This window comes from Pelagibius marinus, assembly GCF_014925385.1.
In the GTDB taxonomy this organism is placed as follows: Bacteria; Pseudomonadota; Alphaproteobacteria; order Kiloniellales; family Kiloniellaceae; genus Pelagibius; species Pelagibius marinus.
The window spans coordinates 171260-187250 of record NZ_JACSDK010000001.1; the positions used below are offsets into that span (position 1 = coordinate 171260).

The following is a 15991-nucleotide window of genomic DNA, read 5'->3' on the forward strand; positions in this document are numbered from 1 at the left end:
GGGAGACCGTTATGGAAGCAGTCCTCGAATCCGAAGCGCCGCGCGGCGCCCTGCGCAACACGGCGAAGATGACCGCGCGCGGCGTGTCGGTCTACTACGGCGACACCAAGGCCCTGAAGGACGTCGACCTGGACATCGGCGAGAACCAGGTGACTTCGCTGATCGGCCCCTCGGGCTGCGGCAAGTCGACCTTCCTGCGCTGCCTGAACCGCATGAACGACGTCATCGACATCTGCCGCGTCGAAGGCGACATCACCCTGGACGACATCGACATCTACCGCAGCGGGCTGGACGTGGTGCAGCTGCGCGCGCGCGTCGGCATGGTGTTCCAGAAGCCGAACCCTTTTCCGAAGTCGATCTACGACAACATCGCCTATGGCCCGCGCCTGCACGGCATCGCCGAAAGCAAGGCGGAGCTGGACGACATCGTCGAGCTGAGCCTGACCAAGGCCGGCCTCTGGGACGAGGTGAAGGACCGCCTGCTGGGGCCGGGCACGGGCCTGTCCGGCGGCCAGCAGCAGCGTCTCTGCATCGCCCGCGCCATCGCCGTGAACCCCGAGGTTATCCTGATGGACGAGCCTTGCTCGGCCTTGGACCCCATCGCGACGGCAAAGATCGAAGAGCTGATCGACGAGCTGCGGCAGAACTTCACCATCGTCATCGTCACCCACTCCATGCAGCAGGCCGCGCGCGTCTCTCAGCGCACCGCCTTCTTCCACCTGGGTGTCCTGGTCGAGGTCGGGGAGACGGAGCAGTTGTTCACCAACCCGCGCGACGAGCGCACCCAGGGTTACATCACCGGCCGCTTCGGCTGATCCGGCCCTGCAACGCAAAAGGTCCGAAGGACAGGCAAGCATGAACAGCGATCACATCGTCAAATCCTTTGACGAGGAACTGCAGCAGCTCAATGCCGTGGTGCTGCGCATGGGCGGCGTCGCCGAGGCGCAGCTGGCCGGCGCCATCGATGCCCTGGTGCGCCGCGATTCCGACCTGGCACAAAAGGTCGTGGCCAGCGACGAGGCCATCGACGAGATGGACCTGGAGCTGGACGAGAACGCGGTGCGCACCCTGGCGCTGCGCCAGCCCATGGCCAACGACCTGCGTGAAGTGATCTCGGCGCTGAAGATCTCCAGCGACCTGGAGCGCATCGGCGACTACGCCAAGAACGTCGCCAAGCGCGCCCAGGCGCTCAACCAGCTGGCGCCGCACGAAGCAACGCGCTCCATCCCGCGCATGGCCAAGCTGGTGCAGGCGATCATCAAGGACGTGCTGGACGCCTACGCCAACCACGACCCCAACCGCGCGCTGGACGTCTGGCACCGCGACGAGGAAGTGGACGAGATGTACACGGCGCTGTTCCGCGAGCTCCTGACCTATATGATGGAGGACCCGCGCAACATCACGCCCTGCACGCATTTGCTGTTCATCGCCAAGAACATCGAGCGCATCGGCGATCATGCGACTAACATTGCCGAGACAACGCACTATCTGACGACTGGAAAGCGCATCCAGGGCGGCCGTCCGAAAAGCGATCTTTCCAGTTTCCAGGTCGTGAACCCGGAAGATGCGCAAGAAGGCGGCACGGAGGATAAGGAGGGCGCGTGAGACCTCTTGTTCTGATCGTCGAGGACCAGGAAGCCCTGGTCACGATGCTGCGATACAACCTTGAAGGCGCGGGCTTCCGCGTGAATACCGCGGGCGACGGCGAGGAGGCCCTGGTGGCCGCTGCCGAAGAGGTGCCGGACCTGATCCTGCTGGACTGGATGCTGCCGCTGATGTCGGGCATCGAGGTCTGCCGCCAGCTGCGCAACAAGCCCGAAACCAAGCCCGTGCCGATCATCATGCTGACCGCGCGCGGCGAGGAGACCGACAAGCTGCGCGGCCTGGACAGCGGCTGCGACGACTACATCACCAAGCCCTTCTCACCGGCCGAGCTTATCGCGCGCATCAACGCGGTGCTGCGCCGGAGCAAGCCGGAGCTCAGCAGCGAGATGCTGACCTTCGAGGACCTGGCCATGGACCTGGCGGCCCATCGCGTGAAGCGCAACGGGCAGGACATCCACCTGGGCCCGACGGAGTTCCGCCTGCTGCGCCACCTGATGCAGCACCCGGGGCGCGTCTTCACCCGCGAGCAGTTGCTCGATTCCGTCTGGGGCCGCGACGTCTACGTGGAGCCGCGCACCGTCGACGTGCACATCCGCCGCCTGCGCAAGGCCCTGAACCAGAGCGGCGAGGAAGACCTCATCCGCACCGTGCGCTCGGCCGGCTACTCCCTCGACCGTCCCAGCGCCTAGGCGCATCTCATCCGGTCGACGGCCTGTCCCGGCCGTGGCGGCCTTGCAGACCGGCAAGGGGTCGTCGAGAGGAATAAATGTGCTGCGGGCGACCATTTGCCGCCCTCGGATATGAGGATCGCTGAGCGAGACTGGGCGTCAGACAAGGGAGTGACGCCCATGCCCTCAGCTGATCTGCTGATCCCCTTCTTCCTGGCATCCGCCGTTTTCGCCTGCCTGCCCGGTTCGTCCATGCTCTATGCGGTGGCGCGGACCCTCGCCTCCGGACGGAAAGTCGGATGGGCTTCGGCGCTTGGATTCCACGTTGCCGGCCTCGGCCATACCGCTGCAGCCGCCCTCGGCGTTTCGGCGCTTCTCGTTCTGCTGCCCACGCTCTTTACGGTGATGAAGTTCGCCGGTGCGGCCTATCTGATCTGGCTCGGCCTCAGATATCTAAAAGGCGCTCCGCCGAGAAGTCCGGCATCTTGCAAGCCGCCTGTGGCGACGGCGCGGCGTGCGCTCCGCGACAGCGTGATCGTGGAAGCCATGAACCCGAAGTCGGCGCTCTTCTTCTTTGCATTCCTGCCGCAGTTCACGGACCCGGCGGCGACATTCCCCATCTGGCTGCAGATCGTCGTTTTGGGAATCATCGTCAACGGGATGTTCAGCCTGACCGATGCCATCCTGATCGAGATGTCTCATGCGCTCGCGTCCCGGCTGCGCGCTTCGGCACGCCTCCTTCGGGTGCTTCAAAAGCTCGGCGGGGGACTGCTCATTGCTCTGGGAATAAACCTGGCCCTGGCGAGAAATCCCTAGCCGGGGCCGCTCAGTCGGAGGCGAGCGCGCCGCGCAGCCGCCGGCGCACGTGGACGATGCCGTCCTCCCGCCGCCCGCGCTCGAAGCCCAGGTCGTCGCAGAGCGCCAGCATGCGGGCGTTGTCGGCCAGGACGTCGCCCCAGATCTCGCCGATGCCGCGCTTCACCGCGTAGTCCATGATGCGCTCCATCAGCGCGCGGCCCAGGCCCCGGCCCTTGGCGTCGGAGCGGATGGTGATGGCGAACTCGGCGCGCTGGTTGTCGGGATCGGCGACCAGGCGCACCACGCCCAGGCCGCCGCGCTCCTCGCCTTCGGCGGGGAAGGCGGCCAGCGCCATTTCCCGGTTGTAGTCGAGCTGGGTGAGGCGCGCGGCCATGGCCGGCGACATCTCGCGCATCTGCGCGAAGAAGCGCATGCGCACGTCCTCCGGGTCCATGCGCCGAAAGCCCTCGCGCAGGGCCTCGGCGTCGTCGGGGCGCAGCGGGCGCAGGAAGATCCGCTGACCGCCGGGCAGGGTAAAGCTCTGCTCCAGCGCCTTGGGATAGGGGCGGATCGCCAGGCGGGCGGCGCCGTTCGGCTTTCCGGCTTCTGCAGCATCAAGGCGGATGCGCGCATCCAGGGCGATGACGCCCTCGCTGTCGGCCAGCAGGGGGTTGATGTCGACCTCGGTGATCTCGGCCACGTCGATGATGAGCTGCGACAGGCGGATGAGGCAGGCGGCGATCTGCTGCCGGTCGGCGGGCGGTCGGTCGCGGTAGCCCTGCAGCAGCTTGTCGACCCGGGTCTGCTGCATCATCGCCTCGGCCAGCACCGGGTCCAGCGGCGGCAGGGCGAGCGCCTTGTCCTTGATCACCTCCACGGCGGTGCCGCCCTGGCCGAACAGCATCACCGGGCCGAACTGCGCGTCGTTGACCACGCCGAGGATCAGCTCCTCGGCCCGGGGGCGGCGGCACATGGCCTGCACCGTGAAGCCCTGCAGGCGCGCCTCGGGCGCCGCCTTGGCGATGCGCTTCAGCATGGCCTCCGCCGCCTGTTCCACCGCCTCGGCGCCTTCCAGGTCCAGCGCCACGCCGCCCAGGTCGCTCTTGTGGGTGATGTCGCGCGACAGGATCTTCAGCGCCACCGGGCCGCCGGTCCGCGCGGCGGCTTCGCCGGCTTCCTGCGGCGTCGCCACCACCTCGGCCAGCAGTGCCGGGATGCCGTAGGCGGCCAGCACCTGCTTGGCCTCGGCCTCGTTCAGCCACTCGCGGCCCTCGCCGATCGCCGCGGCGACGAGGCGGCGCACCAGGGCGGTGTCCGGCGCCGCGCTCTCCGGCACCGAGGGCGGCACCCGCATCAGCAGCGACTGGGCATGGCGGTAGCGCTCCAGGTGCATGAAGGCGCGCACCGCCTGCTCCGGCGTCGGGTAGTGGGGCAGGTGGTGTTCGGTGAAGAGCCGCCGCGCCTCGCCCACCGCCTGCTCGCCGACCCAGGCGGCGAAGACCGGGCGGTGGTGGTTCTTCTCGTTCTCGGCCTGGGCCTCGATCACCGCCTCTGCCGCCTCGTTGGGATCGGCGATGGCGACCGGGCAGTGCATGGCGAGCACGGCATCGGTGTTGGGGTCGTGCAGCAGGGCCTGCATGGCCGCCTTGTAGCGCGAGCCCGGGGCGTCGCCGATGATGTCGACCGGGTTGCCGCGGCTCCAGGTCGCGGGCAGGTGCTGGTCCAGCGCGGCGATGGTCTCCGGCGCCAGCTCGGCCAGCTTGCCGCCCTCCGCGATCAGGGCGTCGGTGGCGAGCACGCCCAGGCCGCCGCCGTTGGTGAGGATGGCGAGGCGGGAATCGCCGCTGCGCGTGGAACTGACCGCCGCGTAGTTGGCCAGCGTCTCCGCCGCGTCGAACAGCTCCTCCAGGGAATAGACGCGCAGCATGCCGGCGCGCGCGAAGACCGCGTCGTAGACCGCGTCGGCCCCGGCCAGCGCCCCGGTGTGGGAGGCCGCCGCCTTGGCGCCCTCGGCGAAGCGGCCGCCCTTGATGACGATGACCGGCTTGTTGCGCGCGGCGATGCGCGCCGCCGACATGAACTTGCGGGCGTGATCGATGGATTCCACGTAGAGCAGGATCGACTTGGTCTCCGGGTCCATGGCCAGGTAGTCGAGCAGGTCGCCGAAGTCCACGTCGGCCTTGTCGCCCAGGGAGACGATCTTGGAAAAGCCGATGCCGCGCGGCGTCGCCCAGTCCAGCATGGCCGTCACCATGGCGCCGGACTGGGTCACGAAGGCGAGGCCGCCGGCCAGCGGTGCGATGTGGCTGAAGCTGGCGTTGATGCCCAGGCCCGGCACCATCATGCCCAGGCAGTTGGGCCCGACGATGCGCAGCAGGTGGGGCCGCGCCGCGTCCAGCATCTGCTGGCGCAGCCCGGCGCCGCCGCTGTCCCCGCCCTCGCCGAAGCCGGCGGTGATGACCACGGCGGCGCGGGTGCCGCGGGCGGCGAAGTCGGCGATAAGCTGGGGCACGCTGTCCGGCGGGGTGGCGATGATCGCCAGGTCCGGCGCCAGCGGCAGGGCCTCCACCGAGGGGTAGGCCAGCACCCCTTCCAGGCTCTCGTGCTTGCGGTGCAGGGGCAGGATCGGCCCCTCGAAGCCGCCGTGGAAGAGGTTGCGCGCCAGCACCGCCCCCAGGGAACCGTCGCGCCGGCTGCCGCCCACCAGGGCGATGGAGCGCGGCTTGAAGAGGGCGTCGAGATTGCGGATCGTCACCGGCGGCTGTCCCTGAAACCCGTTCGAGAACAAAGCATTACCTTGACCCTCAGCCTACCACGCCGGGATGACGGCACGATGATCTGGATCAGCCGGGGCGCGGGTCAGCGGCCAAGCTCTTTGCGGTAGGCCGCCTCGGCTTCCGCCCCGAAGGTGCAGAAGACCACCTTGTCGATGGCCTCGTCTTCGGCCAGGAAGTCGCGCACCGTCGCCACGGCGATCTGCGTCGCCCGCTCCAGGGGGAAGGCGTAGACGCCGGTGGAGATGGCCGGAAAGGCGACCGAGCGCGCGCCGATCTGCTTGGCGATCTTCAAGGAGGTGCGGTAGCAGGAGGCCAGCAGGCCGTCCTCGTTCTGCTTGCCGCCGTGCCACACCGGACCGACGGTGTGGATCACGAACTTCGCCTTCAGCTCATAGCCGTCGGTCGCGACCGCGTCGCCGGTCTTGCAGCCGCCGATCTTCGCGCAGGCCTCGCGCAGGTTGCGACCCGCCGCGCGGTGGATCGCGCCGCAGACGCCGCCGCCCGGCCTGAGCTGAGCGTTGGCCGCGTTCACGATGGCGTCGACATCCAGCTTGGTGATGTCGCCGGGGTGGATTTCGATCCGGTCTTCAGTCGCTTTGCTCATGTACCGCCTCGCGGACTGCCGAAGGGAGACGTTCCTTCTGCCGCTGATGGTACATGAGAAAGAGCACGAGCAAAATCGCCGGGATGCCGAGGACCGATGCGTAGATGAAGAAGAAGACGTAGCCCTCGGCATCGACGACAGCGCCGGAGAAGCCTGCGACCATCTTGCCGAAGAGCGTGAAGAGCGAGGAGAAGAGGGCGTACTGCGTTGCAGAGTAGTGCCGGTTGGTCAGGCTCGACAGATAGGCGATGAAGGCGGTGCCGGCGATGCCGGCCGAGAGGTTGTCCGCCGATATGGTCCAGGCAAGCATCCAGATGTCCTTGCCATGAACCGCCAGGTAGGCAAAGAGCAGGTTCGTGCTCGCCACCAGGATCGCGCCGAGCAGGAGGATTCGCATGATGCCGTAGCGGGCCACCAGGATCCCGCCAACCAGAACGCCGCCGATGCTGACGAAGAAGCCGAAGGTCTTGCTGACGTTGGCGATATCAAAATAGGTGAAGCCCAAGTCGTCATAGAAGACATTCGCCATCACGCCCATGGTGATGTCACTCAGCCGGTAGACGGAGATGAAAGCCAGGATGATCAGGGCGAACTTGCCGTTGCGCTCGAAGAAATCCTGGAAAGGGCAAATCACGGCGCCATAGAACCAGCCCAAGAGGCGGCGCTGGCGCTCGGGCAGATGCTGCCGGCCTGTCATGAAGGCCACCACGTGCTCTTCCTGCAGGATAGAACCCGCGGTTCGGCTTGATTCAGGTTCGCGAATGATAAGAACCGTTGCCATGCCGACCAGCATCAGTGCCGCCATGACCGTGTAGGAAACCTGCCAGGACCAGATCCCCGCGACGTAGAGCGCGCCGGCGCCGGCGGCGAGGAGGCCGATGCGATAGCCGAGCTGATAGGTCGCGGCCATGCCGCCCTGCAGGTCGTCCGGCGCCGCTTCGATTCGGTAGGCGTCAAGCGCCACGTCCTGCGTGGCCGAGCAAAAAGCGACCCAGAGTGCGGCAAGGGCAACGCAGACGACCCAGACGCGGTCCGGCGAGACCACGTTTATGAGCTCGGTGTCCGGCATCACGATCGCAATCGCCTGCAGATTGATGAGGGTGATGGCGAGCAGACCGATCATGATGCCCAGCTGTCCGGCCAACATCCAGCTGCGCCGCTTGCCGAGCAGCCGTGTCAGCACCGGAACGGGCAGGTGGTCGATCACCGGCGCCCAAAGCACCTTGATAGAGAAAGTAATGCCCACCCAGGCGAAGAAACCGACAGTGGTTCGGCTCACGCCTGCGTCACGCAGCCAGAGCGACAGGGTGGTGAAAAGCAGCAGAAAGGGCAGACCGGCGGAGAAGCCGAGGAACAGCATCCCGATGATGCGCGGGTGCCGGTAGATTGCAAAAGCTTCCGACCAGGAACGCCGGGCAGCCTTTACGCCTTGATCTGCTGCCTCAGACGGCATCCTTCAGCCGGCTCTCCTTCTTGCGCGCGTGCGGGTCGAGCAGGCGCTTGCGCAGGCGGATCGACTTGGGCGTCACCTCCACCAGTTCGTCGTCGGCAATATAGGCCAAAGCCTGCTCCAGCGACATGACGCGCGGCGGGGTGAGGCGCACGGCCTCGTCCTTGCCGGAGGCGCGCATATTGGTGAGCTGCTTGGCCTTCATCGGATTGACTTCCAGGTCGTTGCCCCGGCTGTGCTCGCCGATCACCATGCCTTCGTAGACCGGCTTGCCCGGGTCGATGAAGATCTCGCCGCGCTCCTCCAGGTTCCACAGGGCATAGGGCACGGCCTTGCCGGTGCCGTTGGAGATCAAGACGCCGTTGCGCCGGCCCTGGATCGGGCCCTTGTAGGGGGCGTAGCTGTGGAACACGCGGTTCATGATGCCGGTGCCGCGGGTGTCGGTCAGGAACTCGCCGTGGTAACCGATGAGGCCGCGCGCCGGCGCCAGGAAGGTGACGCGCGTCTTGCCGCCGCCCGAGGGGCGCATGTCGATCAGCTCCGCCTTGCGCAGGCCCATTTTCTCGACCACCACGCCGGAGTAGTCGTCATCGACGTCGACCTGCACCTCCTCGATCGGCTCCAGGCGCTGGCCGGTCTCCGGATCGTTGCGGAACAGCACGCGCGGGCGCGAGATCGACAGCTCGAAGCCCTCGCGGCGCATGGTCTCGATGAGCACGCCGAGCTGCAGTTCGCCGCGCCCGGCCACCTCGAAGGCGTCCTTGTCCTCGGTCTCGGTGATGCGGATGGCGACGTTGCCCTCCGCCTCGCGCAGCAGCCGGTCGCGGATCATGCGGGAGGTGACCTTGTCGCCTTCCTGGCCGGCCAGGGGCGAGTCGTTCACCGAGAAGGTCATGGCCAGGGTCGGCGGGTCGATGGGCTGCGATTCCAGGGCTTCGGGAAATTCCGGCGCGGCGATGGTGTCGGCCACCGTCGCCTCGGCCAGGCCGGCGATGGCGACGATGTCGCCCGCCGCCGCTTCCTCCACCGGCTCGCGCTTCAGGCCGTCGAAGGACAGCAGCTTGGTCAGCCGCCCGCCGGCCAACACCTTGCCGTCGCGGCGCATCACCTTCACCGGCATGTTGAGCTTGGCGGTGCCGCTGTAGACACGCCCGGTCAGGATGCGGCCCAGGAAGTTGTCGGCCTCCAGCGTCGTCGCCAGCATGGCGAAGGGCGCGTCGGGGTCGGCCACCGGCGGCTGCACGTGCTTGACGATGAGGTCGAAGAGCTGGTGCAGGTCCTTGCGCTCCTCCTCCAGGTCCTCGACCGCCCAGCCCTGCTTGGCCGAGGCGAAGAGAGTCGGGAAGTCGAGCTGCTCGTCGGAGGCCTCCAGCGCCACGAAGAGGTCGAAGACCTGGTCGTGCACCCAATGCGGGCGGGCGTCGGGCTTGTCGGCCTTGTTGACCACCACGATGGGCTTCAGGCCGCGGGCCAGCGCCTTGGCGGTGACGAACTTGGTCTGCGGCATGGGACCTTCGGCCGCGTCGACCAGCAGCAGCACGCCGTCGACCATGGAGAGGATGCGCTCCACCTCGCCGCCGAAGTCGGCGTGGCCGGGGGTGTCGACGATGTTGATCTTCACGTCGCCCCAGGTGACCGCCGTGCACTTGGCGAGGATGGTGATGCCGCGCTCACGCTCCAGGTCGTTGGAGTCCATCGCCCGCTCGGTCACCTGCTGGTTCGTGCGATAGGTGCCGGACTGCTTCAGCAGTTCGTCGACCAGGGTGGTCTTGCCGTGGTCGACGTGGGCGATGATCGCAATATTGCGAATGTTACTGGCCTGAACCGTCATGCTGTCGTTCTGCTTTCTGGATAGAGGATCGGCTGAAGGGGCCTCATGCCCGCTTCGCCTGTGCCGGCCCGAGCTGCGCGGCCACCAGGTCCGCGAGGGTCTGCTCCGGGCGCGCGCCGACGTGGGAAATCACTTCGGCGGCGGCGAGGGCGCCGATGCGCCCGCTGTCATATAGGGATTGGGCGTTGGTGATGCCATAAAGGAAGCCGGCGGCGAAGAGGTCGCCGGCGCCGGTGGTGTCCACCACCTGTTTCACCGGGGCGGCGTCGACCACGTGGACTTCCTCGCCCGAGACGATGACCGCGCCCTTCTCGCTGCGGGTCAGGGCGGCCACGTCGCAGTGAGCGCGCACGCATTGCAGGGCGGCGTCGAAGTCGGCGGCGTCGTAGAGGCTGCAGACCTCTTCCTCGTTGGCGAAGACGATGTCCACGTGCTTTTCCATGAAATCCTTCAGCTCGTCCTTGTAGCGGTTGACGAGGAAGGGGTCGGAGAGGGTGAGGGAGATCTTGCGCCCGGCGCCATGGGCCAGCCGCGCGGCCTTGAGGAAGGCCGCCTTGGCCGAGGGCGAGTCCCAGAGATAGCCCTCCATATAGGTGACGGCGGCGGCCTCCACCTGGGCCTCGATCACATCGTCGGGGCCGAATTCCACGGCCGCGCCCAGGAAGGTGTTCATGGAGCGGTGGGCGTCGGGGGTCACCAGGATCATGGAGCGCCCGGTGGCCGGCCCGGTGGTGGCATGCGCCACGTCGAAGGCAACGCCGGCCGCCCGGATGTCATGGGTGAAGATGGCGCCCAGCTGGTCGTCGCGCACCTTGCCCAGGAAGGCCGCCCGGCCGCCCAGGGAGGCGATGCCGGTGGCGGTATTGCCGGCCGAGCCGCCGGAGACTTCCACCGCCGGGCCCATGGCGTCGTAGAGCTGCAGGGCGCGCGGCTCGTCGATCAGCGTCATGCTGCCCTTGGGAATCCCGTGGGTTTCCAGGAAGGAGTCTTCGGCCTTGGCGAGAACGTCCACCAGGGCATTGCCGATGGCCACGACGTCGAGGGTCTGTGCAGTCATGAAAAACCGTGTGTCTTAAGTGGTGCCGTGGAGCGCAAAGCCGCCGCCCCGGGAAATGCCTTACGGGGGAGTGGCGGTCTCCGGCAGGCACCGTCCTCGGGCCCGCTCCGCCCTCTCAGGGGCCGCTTCGCATACCTACTAAATCGCGCGAAGACCCTGGCGACGCGGCCCCTTTTAGCCGTGAAGGGCGCCGGCGGCAAGCCCGACGCACCTTGTAGGGGGCTCCAAGGAGGGTTAAATACCTCCATCATGTTCAAATCGCTCTCCCGCGCTTTCAGCCAAGCCTTCGATCCGGCCTTCCGCCGGGTGTTCAACCGTTCCCTGCTGTATTCGGCTGTCACCTTCGTGGTGGTCTGGCTGGCCTCCTGGTTCGCCCTGGACTGGGCCGGGGAGTGGCTGATTGCCTGGGTCCGCGACTGGGCCGGCGAGGGCTTCTGGCTCGGCGTCATGGAATGGCTGGTCGACATCGCCGCCATCGGCGCCATCGCCATCGCCTCTTTCTTCCTGTTTCCCGCGGTCATGGTCTCGATCATGGCGATGCTGCTGGACGACATCGCCCAGGCCGTGGAGCGCCGCTACTACCCGGAGCTGGCGCCGGCGCGCGAACAGCCGCTCAGCGAAGCGCTGCTCGGCAACGTCATTTTCGTCCTGGTAACGTTAATACTTAATTTACTCGTCCTGCCCCTTTACTTGATTCTGATTTGGATACCGCCGCTCAACCTAGTGCTGTTCTACCTGTTGAACGGCTATCTGCTGGGGCGGGAGTACTTCGAGATGGTGGCCGTCCGGCGCCTCGACCTGGCGGCGACCAAGCGGCTGCGGCGCAATAACCGGGGTCGCGTGATCCTGGCGGGGGCGGTCATCACCTTCCTGCTGACCATTCCCCTGGTCAACCTGATCACGCCGATCATCGCCACCGCCTTCATGCTGCACGTTTTCGAGGACCTGCGCCGGCGGGCCGCCTGACGATCCCGGGTGACCGCCAGGCGGCGCCACCAGGCTTAACAGGCGCCAACCATATCGTAAGGGTTGAGCCTTAGACTGCGGGATCAAAGCCGGGCGGCCCAGTTTCCAGGGGGGCGCCAGGGGCCGCCAGAAGCTGGCGGGGCAACCGGAAAGGACAGTTTATGTTTGGCAAACGCAAAGGTCCCACCTCTCCCAGCGAACCTGCCGGGCCGCAACTGGCGGACGCGGGCGCTCAGCCGGGAGGCGAGGAAGCCCTGGCGCGGCCCCAAACCGTGACGCCCACCGTCAAGTCCACGCCCCTGGGCGCCAACACCGCCGCCAGCGCCGGCAGCGCCCCCGCGGGCAGTGCTTCCAGCGGCGTCACCGCCGGCAAGGCCGCCACGCGGCGCCCGGAAGGACGCCTGCCCAGCGGCGTCGAGGGGCGCAAGCTGGTGGTCGGCCGCGAAATCTGCCTGGCCGGCGAGATCAAGACCTGCGAGAAGCTGGTGGTCGAGGGCAAGGTGGAAGCCGACCTCAGCGACAGCCACAGCCTGGAAATCAGCGAGCCCGGCCTGTTCAAGGGCAACGCCACGGTCGAGGACTGCGAGGTCAGCGGCACCTTCGAGGGCGAGCTGACCGTCACCGGCACCCTGGCCATCACCCCGACCGGGCGGGTCAGCGGCAAGATCCGCTATGCCGAGCTGGAAATGGCGCGCGGCGCGCGGCTTTCCGGCGACATCGACAGCCTGGACGGCGCCGCCCGTGATGGCCGCCCGGCGCGCGGTGAAGGCCCGAAGCTGGCCCACGCCAACGATCCCGAAAGCAAGAGCCGCCTCGGCTGAGCCCCCCGGGCTGAAACATCTACAGCGACGGAAAGTTCCATGAGCCGCCTGCTGCGTTCCTCCGCCTTTTTGCTGATCACCGCCCTGGCGGTGAGCGCCTGCCAGACCGCGCGCAACGAACCGCCCCAGACCACAGCGACTCCCTCCGCCACGCCCGCGCCCGAACCGGCCGCCACGCCGGCGAGCCCGATGGCGCCGGCGCCCGCGCCGCAGGTGACGCTGCGGGCCCCGGAGCCGCCGATCAACGACGATCCCGGGCAGTTCATGGGCCTGGACCGCGGCGGCGTTGCGGCCCTGCTGGGCGACCCGGCGCTGATCCGCCGCGAGGAGCCGGCCGAGATCTGGCAGTATGTCACCTCGGGCTGCGTCGTCGATGTGGTGCTCTACGCGGCCGGCCAGCGCTATGCCGTGTCCTACCTGGAGGCCCGCGACGAGACCTCCGCCGCCGTGCAGGAGGTGCGCCCCTGCCTCAACAAGCTGCTGCGCGCCCGCCAGTCCGCGCCGGTGAGCTAAGGCCGAGCGACACCTCCCCCTCACCCAGCTCCGCCTGAGCGCGATCTTCGATCTCGCTAAGGCTTCACAACCCTCTCCCGCCAAGGGAGAGGGTTTGTTGTTTTGCCCTCTCCCCTGGTGGGAGAGGGAGGGGCCCGCGAAGCGGGAGGGTGAGGGGGGGGAGCCGTCTAAGCCTTGCGCACTGCCGCCTTGCGCGCTTTCGCCGGCTTCTTGGGCGCCGGCTTCCTTTTCGTTGTCTTCTTCGCCGCCCTCTTCTTCGGGGCCGGCGCCTCCAGGGTGGTCTTGCCCTTGAAGGCGCAGAGGTCGTTCACCACGCAGGCAAAGCAGTCGGGCTTGCGCGCCTTGCAGACATAGCGTCCATGCAGGATCAGCCAGTGGTGGGCGTGCAGCTTGCGGTTCTCCGGCACCACCTTCTCCAGCTTCTGCTCCACCGCCAGCGGCGTCTTGCCGGGGGCGAGACCGGTGCGGTTGGAAACCCGGAAGATGTGGGTGTCGACGGCGATGGTCGGCTCGCCGAAGGCAATATTCATCACCACGTTGGCGGTCTTGCGCCCGACGCCGGGCAGCTTCTCCAAAGCGTCGCGGTCGGCCGGCACCTCGCCGCCGTGCTCGGCGATCAGCATCTGGGACAGGGCGATGACATTCTTGGCCTTGGAATTGAACAGGCCGATGGTCTTGATGTAGTCCTTCAGACCCGCCTCGCCGAGTTCCAGCATCTGCTCGGGCGTGGTGACCTTCTTGAACAGGGGCCCCGTCGCCTTGTTGACCCCCACATCGGTGGCCTGGGCCGAGAGCACCACGGCCACCAGCAGGGTGTAGGAATTCACGTATTCCAGCTCGCCCTTGGGCTCCGGCAGGGCCGCGGCGAGACGGTCGAAGAAGGTGACAATATCGGCTTTTTTCATGGCCCGGCGAGTGTAGCCAGATATGCCGGGAAGGGAAGATGCTATGCTTCTTCAATCGTTTTCAAGCCGCAGGTGGACGCGCAATACTTCGCAATAGCTCAGTGATGGGTTTTGAAATGCCGAACGGAAAACCTGGTGATCATCCATTTACCGATATCGTTGTCCACGGGCGGGACGTCTATTCACCCAAAGCAGCAGAGTTGGTGCGGGAGATCGCCAATTTGGCAGATGACAAACAGCGGCGAGCTCTCGCAGATCTTCTGTTTTCTGAGTTCAACGAGTTTTATGATCCTGACGTTGAAAAGCTTGAGCGTTTCCTTACTGACATGCGGAACAAGCTGCTCGAGGAAGCCCGAGAACGCGGTTTCGAGGTATAGCTCCCGAGAGGCCGCGAGCGCATTTGAAGCAGCTCCGGCCTTTGTCTATATTGATTAGATGACCGCCATCTGCAGACCCGCGCCCGTCGATCCGGCCCGGCTCGGCCCCGAAGGCAAGCTGCTGCCCGAGGCCCGGGACAAGACGCTGTTCGACGCCGAGCTGCGCCCACACCGCAGCCTCTCGCCGCGCGGCTTCCTGCTGCTTATGGCCGGCGTCTGCGCCATCAGCTTCACCGGCGGCCTGGCCTTCTATCTGGCCGGGGCTTGGCCGGTGGTCGGCTTCCTGGGCGCCGACGCGCTGCTGATCTACCTGGCCTTCAAGATCAACTACCGCAGCGGCCGGCTGGTGGAGACCCTGCACCTGACGCCCCGGACCCTGACCGTGCGGCGCATCTGGCCCGGCGGGCGCAGCCGCAGCTGGGAGTTCCAGCCCGCCTGGCTGCAGGTCGACCTAGCCGACCCGCCGCGCCACGACAGCCCGCTGGTGCTGCGCTCCCACGGGCGCAGCCTTTCTATCGGCAGCTTCCTGACCAAGGAGGAGCGCGCCGAGGTGGCCGAGGCTCTGCGCGCGGCCCTCGTGCGCGCCCGCGCCGCCTGTAAGCCCGCCTGAGCAAGTTTTTCGCCTCGCCCTTCGAGACGCGGGCCTTATGGCCCGCTCCTCAGGGTGAGGCTCATTGGATAAATTGACCTCATGCTGAGGAGCCCCGAAGGGGCGTCTCAAAGCACGAGGTCAACTGCGCTTCAGTCCGCCAGCCCCAGCACGTCGCGCATGGAATAGAGCCCCGGGTGGCGGCCGCGCCCCCAGAGGGCGGCCTTCAGCGCGCCCTTGGCGAAGATCTCGCGGCTGCCTGCCTTGTGGCTCAGCTCCAGGCGCTCGCCCTCGGTGGCGAAGATCACCGCGTGCTCGCCCGGCACGTCGCCGCCGCGCAGGGTGGCGAAGCCGATCTCGCCGCGCGGACGCGCGCCGACCTGGCCGTCGCGCGCCTTGCAGGCCACGTCGTCCAGGTTCACGCCGCGCCCGGCGGCGGCGGCCTGCCCCAGCATCAGCGCCGTGCCCGAGGGCGAGTCCACCTTGTGGCGGTGGTGCATCTCCACGATCTCGATGTCGTAGTCCGCGTCGAGGGCCTTGGCCACCTGCTCGGTGAGGATCTGCAGCAGGTTCACCCCCAGGCTCATGTTGGCGGACTGGATGACCACGGTCTGGATCGCCGCCTGCTCGACGACCGCCTGGTCCTCGGGCGCCAGGCCGGTGGTGCCGACCACGTAGACCACCTCCGCCTGGGCGGCCAGCCCGGCATGGCGGCGGGTCGCCTCCGGCGTCGTAAAGTCGATCACCGCGTCGGCCTGGGCGAAGAGCTCCACCGGGTCGTCGGTGACGGTGACGCCCAGCGGCTCGACACCGATCAGGCCGCCGATGTCGGCGCCGATGGCCGGGCTGCCCGGCTGGTCGCTGCCGCCGGCGACGACGCAGCCCTCGGTGGCGTGGATGGTCGCCAGGTTCATGCGGCCCATGCGGCCGGCGCAGCCGACCACGGCCACGCGATAGGGGGGGTTCATTTCGCCTCTCCCGAGGAAATCTCTTACGCGGCAGCCGGTTTAGCACGGCTCACGCCCGGGAC

The 15991-nt window shown here is 67.4% G+C and carries 16 protein-coding genes; 9 read left to right on the forward strand and 7 right to left on the reverse strand.

Going from position 1 to position 15991, the window contains the following annotated elements:
• The first annotated feature begins 11 nt into the window (after positions 1 to 11).
• The 4 genes from pstB (at position 12) to H7X47_RS00805 (ending at position 3089) form a co-directional block, all read left to right on the forward strand.
• A complete protein-coding gene (gene pstB, locus H7X47_RS00790) occupies positions 12 to 815 on the forward strand; it encodes a phosphate ABC transporter ATP-binding protein PstB (protein WP_193366706.1) in 804 nt (267 codons plus the stop codon).
• A 40-nt stretch (positions 816 to 855) separates the two neighbouring features.
• Positions 856 to 1605, forward strand: coding sequence for a phosphate signaling complex protein PhoU (phoU, locus tag H7X47_RS00795; protein WP_193366707.1), 750 nt, complete (start codon positions 856 to 858; stop codon positions 1603 to 1605).
• Positions 1602 to 2294, forward strand: a complete 693-nt coding sequence (gene phoB / locus H7X47_RS00800) for a phosphate regulon transcriptional regulator PhoB (RefSeq protein ID WP_193366708.1) — start codon at positions 1602 to 1604, stop codon at positions 2292 to 2294. Before phoU ends, phoB begins: the two co-directional genes overlap by 4 nt.
• A 159-nt stretch (positions 2295 to 2453) precedes the next feature.
• Complete coding sequence (locus H7X47_RS00805; protein WP_193366709.1) at positions 2454 to 3089, forward strand: LysE family translocator; 636 nt, start codon at positions 2454 to 2456, stop codon at positions 3087 to 3089.
• A gap of 10 nt (positions 3090 to 3099) precedes the next feature.
• Here H7X47_RS00805 and H7X47_RS00810 read toward each other — a convergent pair whose 3' ends face one another.
• The 5 genes from H7X47_RS00810 to H7X47_RS00830 form a co-directional block, all read right to left on the reverse strand.
• Entirely contained in the window at positions 3100 to 5826 is a 2727-nt protein-coding gene (locus tag H7X47_RS00810; RefSeq protein WP_193366710.1) for a bifunctional acetate--CoA ligase family protein/GNAT family N-acetyltransferase, read from the reverse strand.
• 104 nt (positions 5827 to 5930) lie between these two features.
• On the reverse strand, positions 5931 to 6452 hold the full coding sequence (locus H7X47_RS00815; protein ID WP_193366711.1) for an O-acetyl-ADP-ribose deacetylase: 522 nt from the start codon (positions 6450 to 6452) through the stop codon (positions 5931 to 5933).
• Positions 6436 to 7812 (reverse strand): AmpG family muropeptide MFS transporter, encoded by a 1377-nt coding sequence (locus tag H7X47_RS00820; RefSeq protein WP_193366712.1) that lies wholly within the window; start codon positions 7810 to 7812, stop codon positions 6436 to 6438. The genes H7X47_RS00815 and H7X47_RS00820 overlap by 17 nt, the downstream gene beginning before the upstream one ends.
• A gap of 82 nt (positions 7813 to 7894) precedes the next feature.
• Entirely contained in the window at positions 7895 to 9733 is a 1839-nt protein-coding gene (gene typA / locus H7X47_RS00825) for a translational GTPase TypA (RefSeq protein WP_193366713.1), read from the reverse strand.
• Between the two features lie 43 nt (positions 9734 to 9776).
• Positions 9777 to 10790, reverse strand: coding sequence for an adenosine kinase (locus tag H7X47_RS00830; protein WP_193366714.1), 1014 nt, complete (start codon positions 10788 to 10790; stop codon positions 9777 to 9779).
• Between the two features lie 249 nt (positions 10791 to 11039).
• On the opposite strand from H7X47_RS00830, the gene H7X47_RS00835 reads away from it, so the two are divergent.
• The 3 genes from H7X47_RS00835 (at position 11040) to H7X47_RS00845 (ending at position 13090) form a co-directional block, all read left to right on the forward strand.
• A complete protein-coding gene (locus H7X47_RS00835) occupies positions 11040 to 11756 on the forward strand; it encodes an EI24 domain-containing protein (protein ID WP_193366715.1) in 717 nt (238 codons plus the stop codon).
• A 161-nt stretch (positions 11757 to 11917) separates the two neighbouring features.
• Positions 11918 to 12577, forward strand: coding sequence for a bactofilin family protein (locus H7X47_RS00840; protein WP_193366716.1), 660 nt, complete (start codon positions 11918 to 11920; stop codon positions 12575 to 12577).
• 39 nt (positions 12578 to 12616) lie between these two features.
• Positions 12617 to 13090, forward strand: a complete 474-nt coding sequence (locus H7X47_RS00845) for a hypothetical protein (protein WP_193366717.1) — start codon at positions 12617 to 12619, stop codon at positions 13088 to 13090.
• Between the two features lie 167 nt (positions 13091 to 13257).
• On the opposite strand, the gene nth is transcribed toward H7X47_RS00845, so the two are convergent.
• Positions 13258 to 13995: an endonuclease III gene (gene nth / locus H7X47_RS00850; protein ID WP_193366718.1), complete on the reverse strand. Its 738-nt coding sequence runs from the start codon at positions 13993 to 13995 to the stop codon at positions 13258 to 13260.
• A gap of 38 nt (positions 13996 to 14033) precedes the next feature.
• On the opposite strand from nth, the gene H7X47_RS00855 reads away from it, so the two are divergent.
• Both H7X47_RS00855 and H7X47_RS00860 read left to right on the forward strand, forming a co-directional pair.
• Positions 14034 to 14372 carry a hypothetical protein gene (locus tag H7X47_RS00855; protein WP_193366719.1) on the forward strand — a complete coding sequence of 113 codons (339 nt, stop codon included), beginning with the start codon at positions 14034 to 14036 and terminating at the stop codon, positions 14370 to 14372.
• Between the two features lie 58 nt (positions 14373 to 14430).
• Positions 14431 to 14982, forward strand: a complete 552-nt coding sequence (locus H7X47_RS00860) for a DUF2244 domain-containing protein (protein ID WP_193366720.1) — start codon at positions 14431 to 14433, stop codon at positions 14980 to 14982.
• Positions 14983 to 15113: 131 nt separating this feature from the next.
• Here the strand turns inward: H7X47_RS00860 and dapB are convergent, their stop codons facing one another.
• Positions 15114 to 15929 (reverse strand): 4-hydroxy-tetrahydrodipicolinate reductase, encoded by an 816-nt coding sequence (dapB, locus tag H7X47_RS00865; protein WP_193366721.1) that lies wholly within the window; start codon positions 15927 to 15929, stop codon positions 15114 to 15116.
• Positions 15930 to 15991: the final 62 nt, after the last annotated feature.